This window comes from Allobosea sp. CCNWLY174 (assembly GCF_037120455.1).
In the GTDB taxonomy this organism is placed as follows: Bacteria; Pseudomonadota; Alphaproteobacteria; order Rhizobiales; family Beijerinckiaceae; genus Allobosea; species Allobosea lupini.
This window is the reverse complement of the sequence record NZ_JBBBBQ010000004.1, coordinates 458065-475427: the sequence shown is the minus strand read 5'-3', so window position 1 is coordinate 475427 and position 17363 is coordinate 458065. Positions and strand designations below refer to the sequence as shown.

Here is a 17363-nt window from a genome sequence, read left to right as displayed (position 1 = left end):
CAGCGCCGCGGCGATAGATTTGCCGGCGATCGCCGTTGCAAGGAGGTGGGATGCTACCGGCCTGGTCCGTCGTCCTGAGCGCGCTCGGCTATCTCTGCGTGCTGTTCGCGATCGCCCATCTCGCGGACACGGCGGGGCGCCGGCTGATGAGCGGCCGGGCGCGGACCACGATCTATGCGCTGGCGCTCGGCGTCTACTGCACCTCCTGGACCTTCTACGGCTCGGTCGGCTTCGCCAACCGGGCCGGTTTCGACTTCCTCGGCATCTATGTCGGCCCGGCGCTGGTGATCGGGCTCGGGCACCGCTTCGTCGCCCGCATCGTCGCCATCGCCAAGTCGCAGAACATCACCTCGATCGCCGACTTCGTCGGCGCCCGCTACGGCAAGAGCGAGCGGGTCGCGGCACTGGTCTGCATCGTCGCGGTGGTCGGCGCCCTGCCCTATATCGCCCTGCAATTGAAGGCGGTGGCGAACTCGCTCTCGGTGTTCTTCGCCGCGGCCGGCGGACCGCCGCCGATGACCGACATACCGGTGCTGAGCGACCTTGCCTTCCTCGTCGCGCTGGTGCTCGCCGGCTTCGCCTGCGCCTTCGGCACCCGCCATATCGACGCGACCGAGCACCAGGACGGGCTGGTGCTGGCGATCGCGGCGGAGTCGCTGGTCAAGCTCGTCGCGTTCCTCGCGCTCGGCGTCTTCGTCGTCTACGGCCTGTTCGACGGGGCCGGCGATCTCTTCGCCCAGGCGGCCCGGGCCGCGGGCGACAGGCCGCCGATCTGGGAGCGGACATCGAGCTGGCCGATGTTCCTGACGCTGACGGCGCTGTCCTCCTGCGCCGCGCTGCTGCTGGCGCGGCAGTTCCACATGGCGATCGTCGAGAACCGCGACGTCCGCGACGTGCGCCGCGCCGCCTGGATGTTCCCGCTCTACCTCGTGCTGATCAACCTGTTCGTGCTACCGCTGGCGGCCGCCGGCGAGGTGCTGCTCCCCGGCTCGGGCGTCGACCGCGACATGACGGTGCTGCTGTTGCCGCTGGAGAAGCAGGCCGGCCTGATTGCCCTCTTGGTCTTCATCGGCGGGCTCTCGGCGGGCACCGCGATGGTGATCGTCGCCTCGGTCGCGCTGGCGATCATGATCTCGAACCATCTCGTCACGCCGCTGCTGCTGCGCGGGCGCGGCGTCAGCGTCGATCCCGAGCGCGCCGCTGCGCTGATCGAGGGCGGCGAAGGCCGCAGCGGCCCGACCGGCGGCGATCTCGGTTCGCAGGTCGTGCATATCAGGCGGGGCGCGATCGTCGCCGTGATTCTGCTCGGCTATGCCTATTACCGCGCCGCCGGCGAGGCGGCGCTGGTCTCGATCGGCCTGCTCTCCTTCGCCGCCACGGCGCAGATCGCACCGGCCTTCTTCGGCGGGCTGATCTGGCGGCGCGGCACCGCGCTTGGCGCGGCAGCCGGCCTGTCGGCCGGCCTGCTGACATGGCTCTACACCCTGCTGATACCGAGCCTTGCCAATCCGGGCGGCTACTGGGCGGACATCGTCGCGCACGGGCCGCTCGGCATCACCGCCCTGCGGCCGGAGGCGCTGTTCGGCCTGTCGCTGCCGGCCCTGCCGCATGGCGTGCTCTGGAGCCTCGGCATCAACCTCGCCTGCTATCTCGGCTTCTCCATGCTGCGGCCGGCAAGCGCGATGGAGCGGCTGCAGGCCAACGCCTTCGTCGAGTCGGACCGGGCGACCATGGCCCAGTCCTTCTCGCTCTGGCGCTCCAGCGTCACCGAAGCCGAGCTGCAATCGACGATCGGCCGCTATCTAGGCCAGGAACGGACGCAGCGCGCCTTCGAAGGCTTCGCCCATTCGCGCGGCGAGGTGCTGACCGGCACGCGCGAGGCCGACATCCACATGCTGCGCTTCGGCGAGCACCTGCTCTCCTCCGCGATCGGCGCCGCATCCTCCCGCCTCGTGCTGTCGCTGCTGCTGAAGCGGCGCAATCTCTCGACAGAGGCCGCCTTCAAGCTGCTGGACGACGCTTCGGCGGCGCTGCAATACAATCGCGATATCCTCCAGAACGGTCTCGACCATGCCGGCCAGGGCATCACCGTGCTCGACCGCGACCTCAGGCTGCTCGCCTGGAACAAGGCCTTCATCCAGCTCTACGACCTGCCGCCCTCGCTGGTGCGCTTCGGCACGGGGCTCGACGAGATCGTGCGCTACAACGCCCAGCGCGGCGCCTATGGCGCCGGCCGGCACGACGAATTGATGGCGGCGCGGCTGGAGAGCTTCGTCAACGACCGCGAACCGGTTCGCCTCAAGCTCTACCCGTCGAAGAATGTCATCGAGATCCGCTCGAACCCGCTGCCGGATGGCGGCATCGTCACCACCTATACCGACATCACCGATGCGGTCGCGGCCGAGGAGGAGCTGGAGCGGACCAACGAGACCCTGGAAAAGCGCGTCGCCGAGCGCACCGAGGAGATCAGGCACGTCAACACCGAATTGCAGCGCGCCAAGGCCGAGGCCGACGAGGCCAACGCCTCGAAGACGCGCTTCCTCGCCGCCGCCAGCCACGACATCCTGCAGCCTCTGAACGCCGCGCGGCTTTACGCATCCGCCCTGGTCGAGCGCGATCGCAGCAGTGCGCAGCCCGATCTCGCGGAGAACATCGACGCCTCGCTCGACGCGGTCGAGGAGATCCTGACCGCCTTGCTCGAGATATCGAGACTCGACGGCGGCGCGCTCAAGCCGGAGATCAGCGCCTTCCGCTTGGACGAGCTGATGCGCCAGCTCCAGCGCGAATTCGAGCCGAGCGCCCAGGAGAAGGGGCTCCAGCTCGTCTTCGTGACGACCGCTGCGACCGTCCGCTCCGATCGGCGCCTGTTGCGCCGCCTGCTCCAGAACCTCGTCTCGAACGCGATCAAATACACGCCGAATGGCAAGGTGCTGGTCGGCTGCCGCCGGCGCGACGGGCAAGTCTCGATCGAGGTGCTCGATACCGGGCTCGGCATCCCCGCGAGCAAGCAGAAGACCGTGTTCCGCGAGTTCCAGCGCCTCGACCAGGGCGCCAAGGTGGCGCGCGGCCTCGGCCTCGGCCTCTCGATCGTCGAGCGGATCGCGCGCACCCTTGACCACAAGCTCGCTCTCGCCTCGACGCCCGGGCGCGGCACACGCTTCTCCATCCTGGTGCCGCGGGCCGCGCCGCTGCCGGCGATGGCAACGGCATCGGCTGCGCGCGGCACCCCGTCCAGCAGCCAACTCGCGGGCCTCAAGCTGCTCGCCATCGACAACGAGCCGACGATTCTCGACGGCATGCGCCTGCTGCTCGGCGGCTGGGGCTGCAAGGTCGAGACCGCCGGTGGTCTCGACGAAGCCTCGGCGCTCATCGCCACGACCGGCGCGCCGGATGTTCTGATCGCCGACTACCATCTCGACCATGGCGAAAACGGGATCGCAGTGATCTCGGCGCTGCGACAAAGCGTCGGCGGGCTGCCGGCGATCCTGCTGACAGCAGACCGCTCGCCCGAGGTGCGCGAGGAGGCGGCAGCGCTCGACATCCATGTGCTGAACAAGCCGCTCAAGCCAGGCGCGCTGCGGGCGCTGCTGGCGCAATGGCGCGCGACAAGGCTGGCGGCGGAGTGATCTGACAGCGATGGAATCCCTTCTCACCGCTCTGCGGCGCACGCTGCCCTTCGGCTTGCTGGCGGGCGCCGGGGCGACCCTTGCCATCGCCGCGATGGAACAGGCTGCCGCCATTGCCGGGCGGCCGCTAGGCCTCATTCCTTTCGTCACATCGATCGTGTTGGTGCTGTCGCTGCCGGACGCGGCGCCGGCCAGACCTCGCGCCCTGATCGGCGGACACCTCGTCGCCAGCCTGGCAGGCTACGCCGTGCTATCGGTGGCAGGGCATTCGAGCCTTGCTATCGCCATTTCCGTCGGCCTCTCCGCCTTCCTGATGCACGTCACCCGGACGATGCATCCGCCGGCGGGCATCGATCCCCTGCTGATCGTCGACCAGCAGCTCGGCTTCGACTTCCTTGTGCTCGTCGTCTTGCCTGGCGCACTGGCGCTGGCGGCCTTCGCCTCACTCTGGCACAGGCTCGGCCGGCGTCTGTCCGGTTGAGCCCCCCGCCTGCCGCAGCGCTTCCTCAGCCGCAAGGAAGGCGGCAACCTCCGGGCTCGGCTCCGGGCTTTGGGCAGTGAAGCCCATCTCGGCGAAGAGGCGCTCGGCCGGCACATAGGCTCTGCCCTTGCGGTCGTAGAGCGCCGCCCGCACGAGCGCGACCGCGGCGACGATCTCGCTGCCGTCGCGCCCGTCCGCCAGGACACGGTGCTGGATCACGACCCAGCTCTCGCTCCAGCAGAGCAATCGCGTCTCCAGCCGGAGGGCGCGAAACAGGCGAACCTCGCGGCGGAAACGGATCGTGCCGCAATTGACCACCGGCACCCAGCCATGGCGCAGGACCGCGCGCCACAGGCCGCTGCGCAACATCAGGTCCGTGCGGCCGAGATCCATCAGCCCCCAATAGCGCGCATTGTTCATGTGCAGGCTGGTATCGAGATCATGGGGCCAGACCCGGAAAGGCAGGATCGAGGCCTCGAAGGGCGGCTTCAGCTGCGGCTGGAAGGGCCGCGTCAGCAGCAGCCAGATCAGGCGGAACCAGAGATTCATGACGGCGTCCCGGATGGAATAGTTCAGTTGTAAACTATTTTGCCGCCACGGCCAGACCCGCCTGTCCAGTGGCTTCGAACGCGCCGCTTCACCGCGATCCAGGCAGAAAAAATGCGAATGCTGCGCCGCACGATCCTGCGGCTTCAGACGCCGCGACAGCGCCGCCATGCGGATTTGGCGGGATCACGCGCAAGATCATGCTTGCCAACTGCGCTTTTTGCGCAGAAGCATCTGCGCTTTCCGGTGACCGCGTCAGACGGTACCGGCCCACGGGACGACGCTCCAGCGATGCAGATCGAACTCGATTCCCGCGACAAGACGATCCTGCGCATCCTCCAGAAGGATGGCCGGATCACCAATTCGGACCTCGCCGACAAGGTCCACCTCTCGCCCTCCGCCTGCCTGCGCCGCGTGCGCCAGCTCGAGGAGAGCGGGCTGATCCGCGGCTATGTGATGATGCTCGACGAGCGCATCGCCGGGTTCCCCGGCACCGCCTTCGTCTTCGTCACGCTCGACCAGCAGGGCCGCGCCTCGCTGGAGAGCTTCGAGAAGGCGGTGCAGGACCTGCCGGAGATCCTCGAATGCCATCTGCTCGCCGGCGCGCATGATTACCTGATGCGGGTGATCTATCGCGACAGCGCCGATTTCGAGCGCATCCACACCGACATTATCACGCAATTGCCCGGCGTTACCCGGGTGCAGTCGACGCTGACGCTGCGCACGATCAAGAAGACCTCGGCCCTGCCGATGTGAGGCAAAATGATGCGCAGGTTTTCAGGGGGCAGGCTTCGATATCCATGACGCGGTCATCCCGGACGGAGCGAAGCGCAGATCCGGGACCCATTCCTGAGCCTCACCGATAAAAGTTCCGGAATGGGTCCCGGGTCTCCCTGCGGTCGCCCGGGACGACCTGCGTTTCTTTAGCGGTCAAAGAGCCCTTCGAACCGTTGCGTTCATTTGCGGTGACGCTCTGAGGAGCGATGACGGCCTTGGCGGTTGCTGCCCCGAAAGGGTTGCGGGAGCAGGCATCACAGTCGATAACGAGCCCCCAACAGGAATCGCGCCCGTGACCGACGCCAAGACCAATGCCGATGTCGCCGGCCTGCCCTTCGAGGCGGCCCTGAAGGAGCTGGAAGCCATCGTCGCCCGGCTCGAACGCGGCGACGTCGCGCTGGAAGAATCGATCGACATCTACACTCGCGGCGAAGCGCTTAAGGCGCGCTGCGATACGCTGCTGAAGCAGGCTGAAGCCCGGATCGAGAAGATCACGCTTGGCGCCGACGGCAAGCCGACCGGCACCCAGCCGCTCGACGTCGGGAACTAGGAGCGCAACTGGCGCGCCGCGAGATGCGGACTACGCCTTCCGTAGCGAGCAGGCCGCTCACGGCCCCGCCGCCTTTCGAGCTTGCGATCTCGCTCACCGGCGAGGACCGCGTCGCAGCCGCGATGCATCTCTACCGCGACCTGATCGCGACGCGGCGCCGCAACGTCCTGATCATCACCGGCATCGCGCTGCTCCTGATCGTCCTCGGGCAGCTCTCGACCTCCTGGGGTGGGAGCGGCCGCGGCGACTACGCCCTGATGGGCCGCAATTTCCTCGACGCACTGCTCGGTCCGACCGGCATCCTCCTGGCGATTTTCGCCTTGGCGGGCGTCATGGCCTACGCGTTCTTCGGCCTCTCCACGCGCCGTCGCCTGCGGCGCTGGTATCGGAACGAGGGCCTCACGACCGCGACGCCTTGCAGCTATCGCCTTCATGAAGCCGGCCTCGACAGCAGCGAGCCGCACCACCGCAGCCATATCCCGGCCTGGCGCCTGCGCCAGCTGGCCGAAGGTCCCGAGCACTTCTTCATCGAGATCGAAGGGGTCGACGATCTCGTCGCGCTGCCGAGGCGAGACCTGTCGGCCGAACAGCAGGCGCATCTTCGGGACTGGGCCGGGTTCTGCATCGGCCAGGCGGAGCCTTCGGATACCGACGCAGCGGAGCAATCGGCAAAGGAACCGGCCGACGAAGCGCCTCTCGATCTGCGCTTTCGCCTGACGCCCGAGGATCGCACGGCGATGGCCCTCCGCCAGCAGGAGCGGTTCTGGCCGCGCAGCCGCCTGCTGCGCCGGACGGCATTCGGCCTCGTCTTCGCGCTGCTGCTGGTGCCGGCGGTCATGCTGCTGCTGTGGAGCATCGATCCCGATCGCGTGCCCTTCGCATTCGCCCTGCCGCTCTTCGCCGAGATGGCGGTTAAGACGTTCTGGCCGATCACGGCCGGGCTCTGCGGCCTGGTCCTGGTCGGCCATGTCGCGACGCCGCTGCTCATGCGCCTCAATGCCAAGAGCCTCGGCAAGACCCTGCATCGACGGGCCAGCGACAATGAGGTCCGGGTCCTGATCTCGCCGGAGAGCATCAGGAGCCGGCAACGCGGCATCGAGAGCCGTTATGACTGGGCGGCGTTCACCGGCATCGAGCGGCGCGGCGACCATATCTTCGTCGTTCTGCGCCGCGGCGATCCACTGCTGCTGCCGGCGCGCGTCCTCAATTCCGACCAGATGCAGCTCTTCGATCGGCTGGCGGCCACGCATATCGGCCGCGCTGGAGGCACTGCATGAGCGGACGCCGCGATATTGCGCTTTGCATCGCCCTGCTAGGCAGCGCGCTGCTGGCCAGCCCCGCGAGCGCAGAGCCCCTGCCACTGCCGGATGGCCTGATGCTCGACCTGCCGCAGGGTTGGCGGATCGACGGCACCGCCGAAGGCGAGACCGGCAAGGATGGGCGCACCCGCGTCCAGCTCGTGTGCGAGGCGGAGGCCTGCAAGCGCACGCAGGAGACCTGCACGATCCTGATGCGGCCTCAGCCCGTCGCCGGCGCAGATGACGCCGCCCGGCTCGCCTCGCTCTATGCTGCACCGATGGACCGCTATTTCCGCATCCGCGCGGTCTTGCGCAGCACGAGCAAGGATGCGCAGGTGCTGCAGCCACTCGGGCGCGTATCACTTGGGACGCGCGACTGGTGGATGATCGAGACCGACGCCCGCCACAACTACAAATCCGGGCTGTTCGCCGAGACGGTGATCGACGGGCGCTATCTCGGCGTGATCTGCAAGACCTGCGAGACCGGTAGCGAGCGCCACCAGGCCGGCCGCGCCATCATGACGAGCATCAGGCCGGCGGACTGACCGCAGCGGCTTCGCCGAGCACGGCTTCGATCAGTCGAGCAACGTGCTGCACGGCCGGATCACGCTCGCTGCGCCGATGCCAGGCAAGATGCAGCGGAAAGCCCTCGATTGCGACCGGCGGCTCGAAGGTGACGAAGCGGTCGGCCTCCTCCGGCGGCAAGATTCGGCTCGGCAGCAGCGCGATCAGCTCGGAGCCCAACAGCAAGGGCGGCACGCTGAGGAAACTCGGCACCACCAGGCCGATATGGCGTGTGCGACCGAGTCGGGCGAGCGCCTCGTCGAGCGGGCCATGCGTCTTGCCGCGGCCGGACACCAGCACATGCGGAAAGGCGAGCCAGCGGTCGAGATCGAAGCCGGCTGCCGCCGGATGATCCCGGCGCATCGCCACGACATAACGCTCGCGCAACAGCCCCCGGCGGGTGAAATCGGCGTCGATCGTCGGGAAGACCGAAATGGCGAGGTCGGCCCGCCCCTGCGCCAGGGCCTCCAGAGTCGCCGGCGCACCCTGCCAGGGCAGGATGGCGAGGGTCAGGCCCGGCGCGGTCTGTCTCAACCGCTCATAGACGCGGCCCGTCACCAGAGCCGGCGGCAGTTCGGCCGTCATAACCCGGACGGTCCGCACCAAGCTCTTGAGGTCGGGCTCGGGCGCGTCAAGCAGCGCGCTCACCTGTCCGAGAATATCACGCAAGGGCTGCTGCAGGGCCTGCGCCTTCGCGGTCAGGCGCATCCGCCCCCTGCCCCGCAGCAACAGCGGATCGCCGAAGAGATGGCGGCAGCGTTCGAGGGCGCTGGAGGCAGCCGGTTGCGAGAGGCCGACCCGCTCGGCGGCGCGCGAGACATGCGCCTCGTCGAGCAAGGCGTCGAGGATGACGAGCAGGTTGAGATCGATCGCCCGTAAATTCATGATATCGATAATACGATATATCGATCATCCGTTGGAGTAATTTCTTGGTCAGCGACATCCTGCTTTCGAACCGAAGGAGATCGCCATGACGCAGACGCTGATCCTGCTCTTCCACCCCGATTATCAGAGCTCGCGCGCCAACCGGGCATTGGCGGAGGCCGCCAAGAGCTGCCCCGGCACGGAGGTCATCGACATGCAGGCGATCTATCCGGATGGGCGGATCGAAGGTGACGTGGAGGTCGCGCGGCTGCTGTCCGCCGAGCGCATCGTGCTGCAGTTCCCGGTGCAATGGTATTCGACGCCGCCGCTGCTCAAGGCCTGGCAGGACGCGGTGCTGACCCGGATGTTCTACATCCACTACGAGGCTGAGGGCGCCAGGCTCGCCGGCCGGCCGCTCATGGTCGCCGCGACCGCCGGTAACGTTCCCGAGGCCTACACGCCGAGCGGGGCCAACCTGTTCTCGCTGCGCGAGCTGCTGAAACCGCTGCAGGCGACGGCGCATCGCTGCGCCCTCGCCTGGCAGGAGCCGTTCCTGATCTATAATGCGCGCCGGGCCGACGCCGAGGCGCTGGCGGCGGCAGCCGCGCACTATGTCGCGCGGCTTGCCCGGCTCGAAGCGCGACAGGACGCTTGATCGGCCGGGATCGCGTCAGCTTAGGCCTATTCGGCCTTGTTCGTGCGGACGAGCGCCATGAGAATCGCGGCGCCCAAGCCCGACTTGACCAGCGAGCCGAGCAGGAAGGGCACGACACCGACGAGCATGGCCTTCTCCGCACCGATCAGGGAGGAGAGCCAGAGGCCGCCGAACAGCAGGCAGAGCGCGTGGCCGAGCAGCATCGCGGCGAAGGCGAAAGCCGGCCGGTTGCCATTCCAGCCGCGCTCGGCAAGCCAGCCGACCAGTGCGGCGACGAGGGGGAAGGAAGCAAGGTATCCGGCGGTCGGGCCCATGAAGGGGGCGAGGCCGCCGCTGCCATTGGCGAGCACGGGCAGGCCGGTCGCCGCCTCGCCGAGCCAGGCGAGGATGGTGAGCGCGCCGAGCCGCCAGCCATAGAGCGCGCCGATCAGGATCACCGCCAGCGTCTGCATGGTCATCGGTACCGGCAGCATCGGCACGCTGATCTGCGAGGCGATCGCCAGGACGAGCGTACCGAGCAGGACGGCGGCGGCCTTGATATGGACCGGACGCGCCTGCAGCCCGAGCGGGCTGAAGCGGACAGGCGGAACGTAGCTGAGGTCACTCACGAGATCGTCTCCATCGATTCCATAATTATAGATAATTTTGTAACTTGATCTATCGTAGAGTCCACAGCCGCGCCAGGAATGCAAGCGCGTCCGGCGCGCTCATCCGTGAGCGCATCGCTGCACAGCTCCCGCTGCGATCCTGCCCGCCAACAGACGAGCCGGCCTCAGCCCTGGATCGCAAAGACGTCCCGCGTTCCGCCGGCGGCGGTCCGCACCGGCTTGGAGCCGATCCACTGGACATGGCGGGCGAGGATGGCTGCCGCCTCATCCACCTGCCCGGCGCGCAGCGCGGCGAGGATGGCGCGGTGGTCGTGGTCGGTGCGCGCTTCCCAGTCCGAGCGCCAGGCCGAGAACAGGAAACGCGCGCTGGCGGCATGGAGATCGTCGATCGCCGCGAGCAGCCGCGGCATGGCGCAGGGCGTCACGATCAAACGGTGGAAGCGCCGGTTCGCCTCCTCCCAGGCGCGGACGTCCGGAGAATTATCGCCGGCGCGGGTCGCTTCCTCGGCCTCGTCGAGGATGGCGCGCGTCAGATGCGGGCCCGCATGGCGCAGCGCCAGAACCTCCAGCGCCGCGCGCATCTCGGCGACCTCGCGGACCTCACGCAGGTCGAAGGCGGCGACGCGCACGCCGCGACGCGGCTCGCTGACGGCGAGCCCCTGTGCTTCCAGCCGCTGGAAGGCCTCGCGCACCGGGACATGGCTGGCGCCGAACTCGACCGCGATATGGTCCTGCCGCAGCCGCGCGCCCGGCTCGATCTGCCCGGAGATGATCCGCTCGGCGAGGATGCGGCTGATGCGGACCGGCAGGGTCTCTGATTTCTCTTTGGCCATGCATTATCGATAATTTCCCGCAGCAGCCGCGTCGAGCCCGTGCGCCCGGTTGTGCCCTTGCCGTACACAGCATCCGGGGCCAGTCTCCCTTCCTTCACAGGAGGACATCGCCATGTCGCAGCTGCCCGATCATGACCCGGTCGCGGGCGATACACGCTCCTGCGAGGCGCTCGAGCAGGTCATCGTACCGCGTGCGCATGATCTCGGCGGCTTCTCCGTCCGCCGCGCCTTGCCCTCAATCGGGCGCAAGATGGTCGGCCCCTTCATCTTCTTCGACCAGATGGGCCCGGCCGAGTTCCTGCTCGGCGAAGGCATCGACGTGCGCCCGCATCCGCATATCGGGCTCTCCACCGTCACCTATCTCTTCGACGGCGAGATCATGCATCGCGATTCGCTCGGCACGGCGCTGCCGATCCGGCCGGGCGCGGTCAATCTGATGACGGCGGGGCGCGGCATCGTCCATTCAGAGCGTACCGCGCCGGAAGAGCGCGTGAAGGCGCCCAAGCTCTACGGCATCCAGACCTGGCTCGCTCTGCCGAAGACGCATGAGGAGATCGCGCCGGAATTCATCCATCACGCAGCGCCCGAGCTGCCGCGCATCGTCGGCGAGGGCAAGCGCGTCAGCCTGATCATGGGCTCGGCCTTCGGCGAGACTTCTCCGGTGAAATTCCCCTGGGACACGCTCTACGCCGAGGCCGTGCTGGCGCCGGGCGCGATCCTGCCGCTCGATCCCGACTATCACGAACGTGCCGTCTATATCGTCACCGGCAAGATCGACATCGCCGGCGACGAGTTCGGCGCCGGCCAGCTCCTGATCTTCAAGCCGGGCGACCGGATCTCCATCCTCGCCGTCGACCAGAGCCGGCTGATGCTGATCGGCGGCGAGCCGATGGACGGCCCGCGCCATATCTGGTGGAACTTCGTCTCCTCATCGAAGGAGCGGATCGACCGGGCCAAGCAGGAATGGAAGACCGGCCGCTTCGACACCGTCCCCGGCGACGAGGAGGAGTTCATTCCGCTGCCGGAGCGCTGAACGTACCGACATGCCGGCCGAATCTCCCGATCGCTCTCCGGGCGGCGCGCCGGATGCGGCGGATGGCGCGCGTTCGTCACGCAAGCGGCTGATCGGCTTTGTCTGGGCGGTGCTGACGGTCTCGATCTTCGCCGGCTGGTTCGTGGTCACGCGCTTCAGCGTGACCCGCAGCCTGAACGTCTGGGACCTGACCGCGCTGCGCTACGGCATCGGTGCGATCCTGCTGGCACCGGTGCTGCTGCGCGATCTGCCACCAAAGGCCTGGCGCAACGGCTTCATCTTCAGCGTCCTATGGGGCGCTCCCTTCGCGGCCCTGGTCGCGCTCGGCGTGCAGATGACCTCGGCCGGGCGCGCCGCCTCGGTGACGCCGACCCTGATGCCGGTCTTCGCCGGGCTGCTCGGCTGGCTGCTGCTGCGCCAGCCTCCCGGCAGGGCCAGGCTCGCCGGCTATGCCGCCATTGCCGCCGGACTCTGCGGCCTGGTCGTCACGGCATCCAGCGGCGGGGCGGCGCCGAGCCTGCTCGGCCTCGGGTTTCTGGCGCTGGCAGCGGCGATGTGGGCCGGTTACACGCTGCTCTTGCGTGGCAGCGGCCTCAACCCGATGCAGTCGGCAGCGCTGATCTGCTTCTGGTCAGGCCTGATCTTCGTTCCGCTCTATGTCGTCCTCGGCATCGGCCATCTCGGGCAGGCGCCGACAGCCGAGATCGCAGTCCAGGGCGTCTATCAAGGCGTGTTGATGAGCATCGTCGCGCTGATCAGTTTCAACCGCGCCGTGACGCTGCTCGGCGCTTCGGCCGCCGCGGCGATGATCGCGCTGGTGCCGGTCATCGCCTCGCTGCTCGCCATCATCGTCCTTGGCGAAATCCCCACAGCGGCAGAGGGTATCTCGATCGCGTTCATCGTCGCTGGCGTCCTGCTGGCGACGCGGCCGACGCCAGCCTCTGGCCGAGGTTGAGCCCGCCTTCTCAGGCGAGCTCTGAGATGTCGCGCAAGCGCGGCACCCGTGAAAAGCCGATGAGGAGCAACTGGATCAGGAAGCCGGCGGTCGCCAGCTGCAGGCACGCGGCGATGCCGAGATGCGTTGCCACGGTAGCGCCGATCGCGGCGCCGACCGGGCGCGCGCCGAAGGTCGCGGTCATGATCAGCGCGGAGACGCGGCCGAGCATCGCATTCGGCGTGACCGCCTGGCGCAAGGTCATCGTCGAGATCGACCAGATGATCGGCCCGACGCCGAACAGGAAGAAGCTCGCCGCGACCAGATGGATGGAGGGAAACCAGAGCGTCGCGAGCATCACGCCGGCTGCACAGAGGCCGGCGAACGGGCCAAGCAGGATCAATGTCCCGAAGGAGACCCGGCGGGCGACATGGGACGCGCATGCGGCGCCGACGATCATACCCGCGCCGTAGATGCCCAGGGTGATGCCGACCTCAGTCGCGCTGAGGCCGAGATTCTGGACGGCGTAGGCGACATAGACTGCCTGGAAGATGAACCAGGAGACGTTGAAGAACACCGCCGTCATCAGGATCGGCCTGAGCAGAGCATGGCCGGCGACGAAACGCGCGCCTTCCTTGAGATCATGCAGCAGGTCGCGCCGCGGGCCGGACGGCGCCTCATCCTTCGGCAGGCCGGCCAGCATGAGCGCGGCGAAGATGGAGAGCCCGGCCGCTAGGCCATAGGCACTCGAGATGCCGATCCAGCCGACGAGTGCCCCGCCGAGCGCCGGACCGCCGGCATAGGCGGCGCTGCGCGCCAGCTCCAGCCAGCGATTGGCGTCGGCGAGCCGCGCGCGTGGCACCACCGAGGGGACGAATGCCGGGGCGGCGACGCTGTAGCAGACCGTGCCGACGGCGCCGAGCGCACCGAGGACGCCGAGCCAGGTCAGGTCGAGACTGCCCAGAGCGAGCAGCAGCGGGATCGCCAGCAGCGACGCCGCGCGCAGCACTTCCGTGCCGACCATGAGCCGACGTCGCGAGGCGCGATCGACCATCAGGCCGGCCGGGATCGACAGCAGCAGAAAGGGCAAGGTCTGCGCCGTCTGCAGCCAGCCGGTCTCGGCCGGGCCCGCCGCCAGCAGGAGGACCGCCGCCAGCGGTGCCGCGGCCAAGGCGATCTGCTCCGAGAACTGGGCAAAGAGATTGGACCAGCCGATGCGGCGAAATGCCGTCGGCAATGGCGTGATATCGGCCGGTTGCATGACGTTAGTGTCCTCGGAAGCGGTTGTGAGGACACCAAAATGCCTTGCCGGCATGGGAGCCACCCGTTTCGTGGGAAGGCAGGGCGCTCGCGCTGATGACGGGCCGGATTTCCAACTCCGGTTTGCCAGCGCGCCACTCAGGCTCTATTTCCAGATCATCTCAGCGAAGGATCCGACAGCCTCGTGCCTCGCCCCAACACGCCGCTCCTCGACAAGGTGCCCGATCCGGCCGCATTGCGCCGGCTCGACGATGCGCAATTGCGCCAGCTAGCCGACGAGCTCAGGGCCGAGACGATCGACGCCGTCTCGGTCACCGGCGGCCATCTCGGCGCCGGCCTCGGCGTGGTCGAGCTCACCGTCGCGCTGCATCATGTCTTCGACACGCCGCGGGACCGGTTGATCTGGGATGTCGGCCACCAGGCCTATCCGCACAAGATCCTGACCGGCCGGCGCGCCGAGATCCGCACCTTGCGCCAGCCGGGCGGGCTCTCCGGCTTCACCAAGCGCGCGGAGAGCGAGTACGACCCGTTCGGCGCCGCCCATTCCTCGACCTCGATCTCGGCCGGGCTCGGCATGGCAGTCGGGCGCGACCTCGCGGGCGGGAAGAACAACGTCATCGCCGTGATCGGCGACGGCGCCATGTCGGCCGGCATGGCCTATGAGGCGATGAACAATGCCGGAGCGACCGGCTCGCGGCTGATCGTCATCCTCAACGACAACGACATGTCGATCGCGCCGCCGGTCGGGGCGATGTCGGCCTATCTCGCCCGTCTCGTCTCCGGCCGGACCTATCGCTCGCTGCGCGAGGTCGCCAAGTACCTCGCCGAGAGGCTGCCGCGCTTCTTCCATGAGAAGGCGAAGCGTACCGAGGAATATGCCCGCGGCTTCTGGACCGGCGGCACCCTCTTCGAGGAGCTCGGCTTCTACTATGTCGGCCCGATCGACGGGCATAATCTCGACCATCTCCTGCCGGTGCTGCGCAATGTCCGCGATGCGCAGACCGGGCCGATCCTCGTCCATGTCGTGACGCAGAAGGGCAAGGGCTACGCCCCGGCCGAGGCGAGCGCCGACAAATACCATGGCGTCGTCAAGTTCGATCCCGTCACCGGCCTGCAGGCCAAGGCGCCGGCGAATGCGCCGAGCTACACCAATGTCTTCGCCAACGCCCTGATCAAGGCGGCGCGCGAGGACGAGAAGATCGTCGCCGTCACCGCCGCAATGCCGTCCGGCACCGGGCTCGATGCCTTCGGCAAGGAATTCCCCGGCCGCACCTTCGATGTCGGCATCGCCGAGCAGCACGCCGTGACCTTCGCCGCGGGGCTGGCGACGGAAGGCTTCAAGCCGTTCTGCGCGATCTACTCGACCTTCCTGCAGCGTGCCTACGACCAGGTCGTGCACGACGTCGCCATCCAGAAGCTGCCGGTGCGCTTCGCGCTCGACCGGGCCGGCCTGGTCGGCGCCGACGGCGCGACCCATGCCGGCGCCTTCGACATCGCCTATCTCGGCTGCCTGCCCGACATGGTGGTGATGGCGGCGGCGGACGAGGCCGAGCTGACCCATATGGTCGCGACCGCGGCCGCCTATGACGACGGGCCGATCGCCTTCCGCTATCCGCGTGGCGAAGGCGTCGGGGTCGAGATGCCGCAGCACGGCGTTCCACTCGAAATCGGCAAGGGCCGGATCGTCAGGCAGGGCACGCAGGTCGCCCTGCTCTCGCTCGGCACGCGCCTCGCCGAATGCCTGTCCGCCGCCGAACAGCTCGGCCAGCGCGGACTTTCGACCACGGTCGCAGATGCCCGCTTCGCCAAGCCGCTCGACGAGGAGCTGATCCTGCGCCTCGCCAGGGAGCACGAGGTGCTGGTCACGGTCGAGGAGGGCTCGGTCGGCGGCTTCGGCAGCCACGTCCTGCAATTGCTGGCACGCGAGGGCGCGCTCGATCGCGGCCTGAAGATCCGCAGCCTCGTGCTGCCCGACATCTTCCAGGACCACAACAAACCCGAGGCGATGTACGCCGAAGCCGGGCTCGATGCGGCGGGCATCGTGCGCACCGTCGAACAGGCGCTCGGCCCCGCCAGCATCATTCGCCGCGCCTGAACCCGTGACCACCGGCCTGCCACGCCGGGTGCGCGCCGACCTGCTGCTGGTCGAGCGCGGCCTGTTCGAAAGCCGGGCGCGGGCGCAGGCTGCCATCACCGCCGGCCTGGTCCGCGCCGACGGTGTCGTGCTGCGAAAGGCTTCGGAGACTGTCCCCGACACGGCCGCAATCGAAGCGCAGGCGGCGCATCCTTACGTCTCACGCGGCGGGGTGAAGCTCGCCGCAGCGCTCGATGCCTTCGGCTTCGATCCCAACGGACTGACCTGCCTCGATGTCGGCGCTTCGACCGGCGGCTTCAGCGACGTGCTGCTCCGGCGTGGGGCGGCGCATGTCTATGCCGTCGATGTCGGCCAGGCGCAGCTGCACGAGAGCCTGCACGGCCATCTGCGCCTGACCAGCCTGGAGAGTCAGGATATCCGCACGCTCGATCCTGGCCTGTTCGGACAGGCACCGGCGCTCGCTGTGATCGATGTCAGCTTCATCTCGCTGAAGCTCGTGCTGCCGGCGGTGGCGCCGCTGCTCGCCGCGGACGCGCGGCTGGTCGCGCTGGTGAAGCCGCAATTCGAGACGAAGCGTTCGGCGCTGAAGAAGGGCGTGCTGCGCGACGAAGCACTGCAGCAACAGATATGCATGGAGATCGCAGACGCTGCCGCCGGCCTCGGCTTCGCCATTGCAGGACTCATCCCCTCCCCGATCGAGGGCGGCGACGGCAACCGCGAATTCCTGCTTGGCGGCGAGCGAACAGCTTAGCTCGCCATCACGGCGTCGATATCGGCCTGTACCGCATCTGGATCGATATAGGCCGCCTCGCCCTGGCCATTGGCGTTGATGAAGGCGGTGGCGCGGGCGATCAGGCGGCGCAGCGACAGGCTGGCGACGTCGACGATCAGCCCCGGATCCTCCTCCGCCGGCATCTCGTCGAGCAGCGCCGTCGCCGTGTAGATCAGGCGGTCCATGGCGGCGCAGAGCGCATCGAAGCTGCGGGCATGGCTCTGATCGAGCCCGCGATAGGCCGCCATGGCCTCACTGGCGCAACGCAGCGGCGAGCCAGCGAAGTGTTCGACATAGCCGAGGGCGCGCCAGGCCTTGAGGTCGCCGACGATCTCGCGGTCGATCGGCACCATCTCCAGCAGCATCAGCGCCTCGCTGTGCCGGTTGAGGTAGTCGGTCGAGAGTTGCGGAGCAGCTCCGCTCACCGCAGTCGGTGATGTCTCGGTGGCGGAAGCAGACATGAAGAG

General features: G+C 68.2%; 17 protein-coding genes. 11 read left to right on the top strand and 6 right to left on the bottom strand.

All coding sequences use genetic code 11. The features are described 5' to 3' along the window. Positions 1-50 precede the first annotated feature (50 nt). Both V7S63_RS15905 and V7S63_RS15900 read left to right on the top strand, forming a co-directional pair. Positions 51-3626: a PAS domain-containing hybrid sensor histidine kinase/response regulator gene (locus V7S63_RS15905; protein ID WP_336530923.1), complete on the top strand. Its 3576-nt coding sequence runs from the start codon at positions 51-53 to the stop codon at positions 3624-3626. 10 nt (positions 3627-3636) lie between these two features. Further along, the gene (locus V7S63_RS15900; RefSeq protein ID WP_336530922.1) at positions 3637-4107 is read left to right on the top strand and encodes an HPP family protein; all 471 of its coding nucleotides are present in this window, start codon (positions 3637-3639) and stop codon (positions 4105-4107) included. Here the strand turns inward: V7S63_RS15900 and V7S63_RS15895 are convergent. Further along, the gene (locus tag V7S63_RS15895; protein WP_336530921.1) at positions 4069-4656 is read right to left on the bottom strand and encodes a thioesterase family protein; all 588 of its coding nucleotides are present in this window, start codon (positions 4654-4656) and stop codon (positions 4069-4071) included. The two genes, V7S63_RS15900 and V7S63_RS15895, sit on opposite strands and share 39 nt — an antisense overlap. A 288-nt stretch (positions 4657-4944) precedes the next feature. Between V7S63_RS15895 and V7S63_RS15890 the strand changes: the two genes are divergently transcribed. The 4 genes from V7S63_RS15890 to V7S63_RS15875 all read left to right on the top strand — a co-directional run bounded on the left by V7S63_RS15890 (position 4945) and on the right by V7S63_RS15875 (position 7823). Then, a complete protein-coding gene (locus V7S63_RS15890; RefSeq protein WP_193219601.1) occupies positions 4945-5409 on the top strand; it encodes an Lrp/AsnC family transcriptional regulator in 465 nt (154 codons plus the stop codon). Positions 5410-5722: 313 nt separating this feature from the next. Beyond that, on the top strand, positions 5723-5980 hold the full coding sequence (locus V7S63_RS15885; RefSeq protein ID WP_091831309.1) for an exodeoxyribonuclease VII small subunit: 258 nt from the start codon (positions 5723-5725) through the stop codon (positions 5978-5980). Between the two features lie 23 nt (positions 5981-6003). After that, positions 6004-7257: a YcxB family protein gene (locus V7S63_RS15880; RefSeq protein ID WP_336530920.1), complete on the top strand. Its 1254-nt coding sequence runs from the start codon at positions 6004-6006 to the stop codon at positions 7255-7257. After that, positions 7254-7823, top strand: coding sequence for a hypothetical protein (locus V7S63_RS15875; protein WP_336530919.1), 570 nt, complete (start codon positions 7254-7256; stop codon positions 7821-7823). The genes V7S63_RS15880 and V7S63_RS15875 overlap by 4 nt, the downstream gene beginning before the upstream one ends. Here V7S63_RS15875 and V7S63_RS15870 read toward each other — a convergent pair. Next, positions 7807-8727, bottom strand: coding sequence for a LysR family transcriptional regulator (locus V7S63_RS15870; RefSeq protein WP_336530918.1), 921 nt, complete (start codon positions 8725-8727; stop codon positions 7807-7809). The two genes, V7S63_RS15875 and V7S63_RS15870, sit on opposite strands and share 17 nt — an antisense overlap. Before the next feature lie 85 nt (positions 8728-8812). Here V7S63_RS15870 and V7S63_RS15865 point away from each other — a divergent pair, with 85 nt between their 5' ends. Continuing rightward, the gene (locus V7S63_RS15865) at positions 8813-9361 is read left to right on the top strand and encodes an NAD(P)H-dependent oxidoreductase (RefSeq protein WP_336530917.1); all 549 of its coding nucleotides are present in this window, start codon (positions 8813-8815) and stop codon (positions 9359-9361) included. Positions 9362-9387: 26 nt separating this feature from the next. Here V7S63_RS15865 and V7S63_RS15860 read toward each other — a convergent pair whose 3' ends face one another. Together V7S63_RS15860 and V7S63_RS15855 are read right to left on the bottom strand one after the other, a co-directional pair. Continuing rightward, the gene (locus tag V7S63_RS15860) at positions 9388-9969 is read right to left on the bottom strand and encodes a biotin transporter BioY (protein ID WP_336530916.1); all 582 of its coding nucleotides are present in this window, start codon (positions 9967-9969) and stop codon (positions 9388-9390) included. Between the two features lie 164 nt (positions 9970-10133). Further along, positions 10134-10802: a GntR family transcriptional regulator gene (locus V7S63_RS15855; protein ID WP_336530915.1), complete on the bottom strand. Its 669-nt coding sequence runs from the start codon at positions 10800-10802 to the stop codon at positions 10134-10136. 112 nt (positions 10803-10914) lie between these two features. Between V7S63_RS15855 and V7S63_RS15850 the strand changes: the two genes are divergently transcribed. Beyond that, positions 10915-11835 carry a pirin family protein gene (locus V7S63_RS15850; RefSeq protein WP_336530914.1) on the top strand — a complete coding sequence of 307 codons (921 nt, stop codon included), beginning with the start codon at positions 10915-10917 and terminating at the stop codon, positions 11833-11835. Between the two features lie 10 nt (positions 11836-11845). Next, positions 11846-12790 carry a DMT family transporter gene (locus tag V7S63_RS15845; RefSeq protein ID WP_336530913.1) on the top strand — a complete coding sequence of 315 codons (945 nt, stop codon included), beginning with the start codon at positions 11846-11848 and terminating at the stop codon, positions 12788-12790. A gap of 10 nt (positions 12791-12800) precedes the next feature. Here V7S63_RS15845 and V7S63_RS15840 read toward each other — a convergent pair whose 3' ends face one another. Beyond that, positions 12801-14030, bottom strand: a complete 1230-nt coding sequence (locus V7S63_RS15840) for an MFS transporter (RefSeq protein WP_336530912.1) — start codon at positions 14028-14030, stop codon at positions 12801-12803. A gap of 183 nt (positions 14031-14213) precedes the next feature. Here V7S63_RS15840 and dxs point away from each other — a divergent pair, with 183 nt between their 5' ends. Then, positions 14214-16124, top strand: coding sequence for a 1-deoxy-D-xylulose-5-phosphate synthase (gene dxs, locus V7S63_RS15835; RefSeq protein WP_336530911.1), 1911 nt, complete (start codon positions 14214-14216; stop codon positions 16122-16124). 4 nt (positions 16125-16128) lie between these two features. Further along, positions 16129-16875 carry a TlyA family RNA methyltransferase gene (locus tag V7S63_RS15830; protein WP_336530910.1) on the top strand — a complete coding sequence of 249 codons (747 nt, stop codon included), beginning with the start codon at positions 16129-16131 and terminating at the stop codon, positions 16873-16875. On the opposite strand, the gene V7S63_RS15825 is transcribed toward V7S63_RS15830, so the two are convergent. Next, entirely contained in the window at positions 16872-17357 is a 486-nt protein-coding gene (locus V7S63_RS15825; RefSeq protein WP_158673655.1) for a hypothetical protein, read from the bottom strand. The two genes, V7S63_RS15830 and V7S63_RS15825, sit on opposite strands and share 4 nt — an antisense overlap. Positions 17358-17363: the final 6 nt, after the last annotated feature.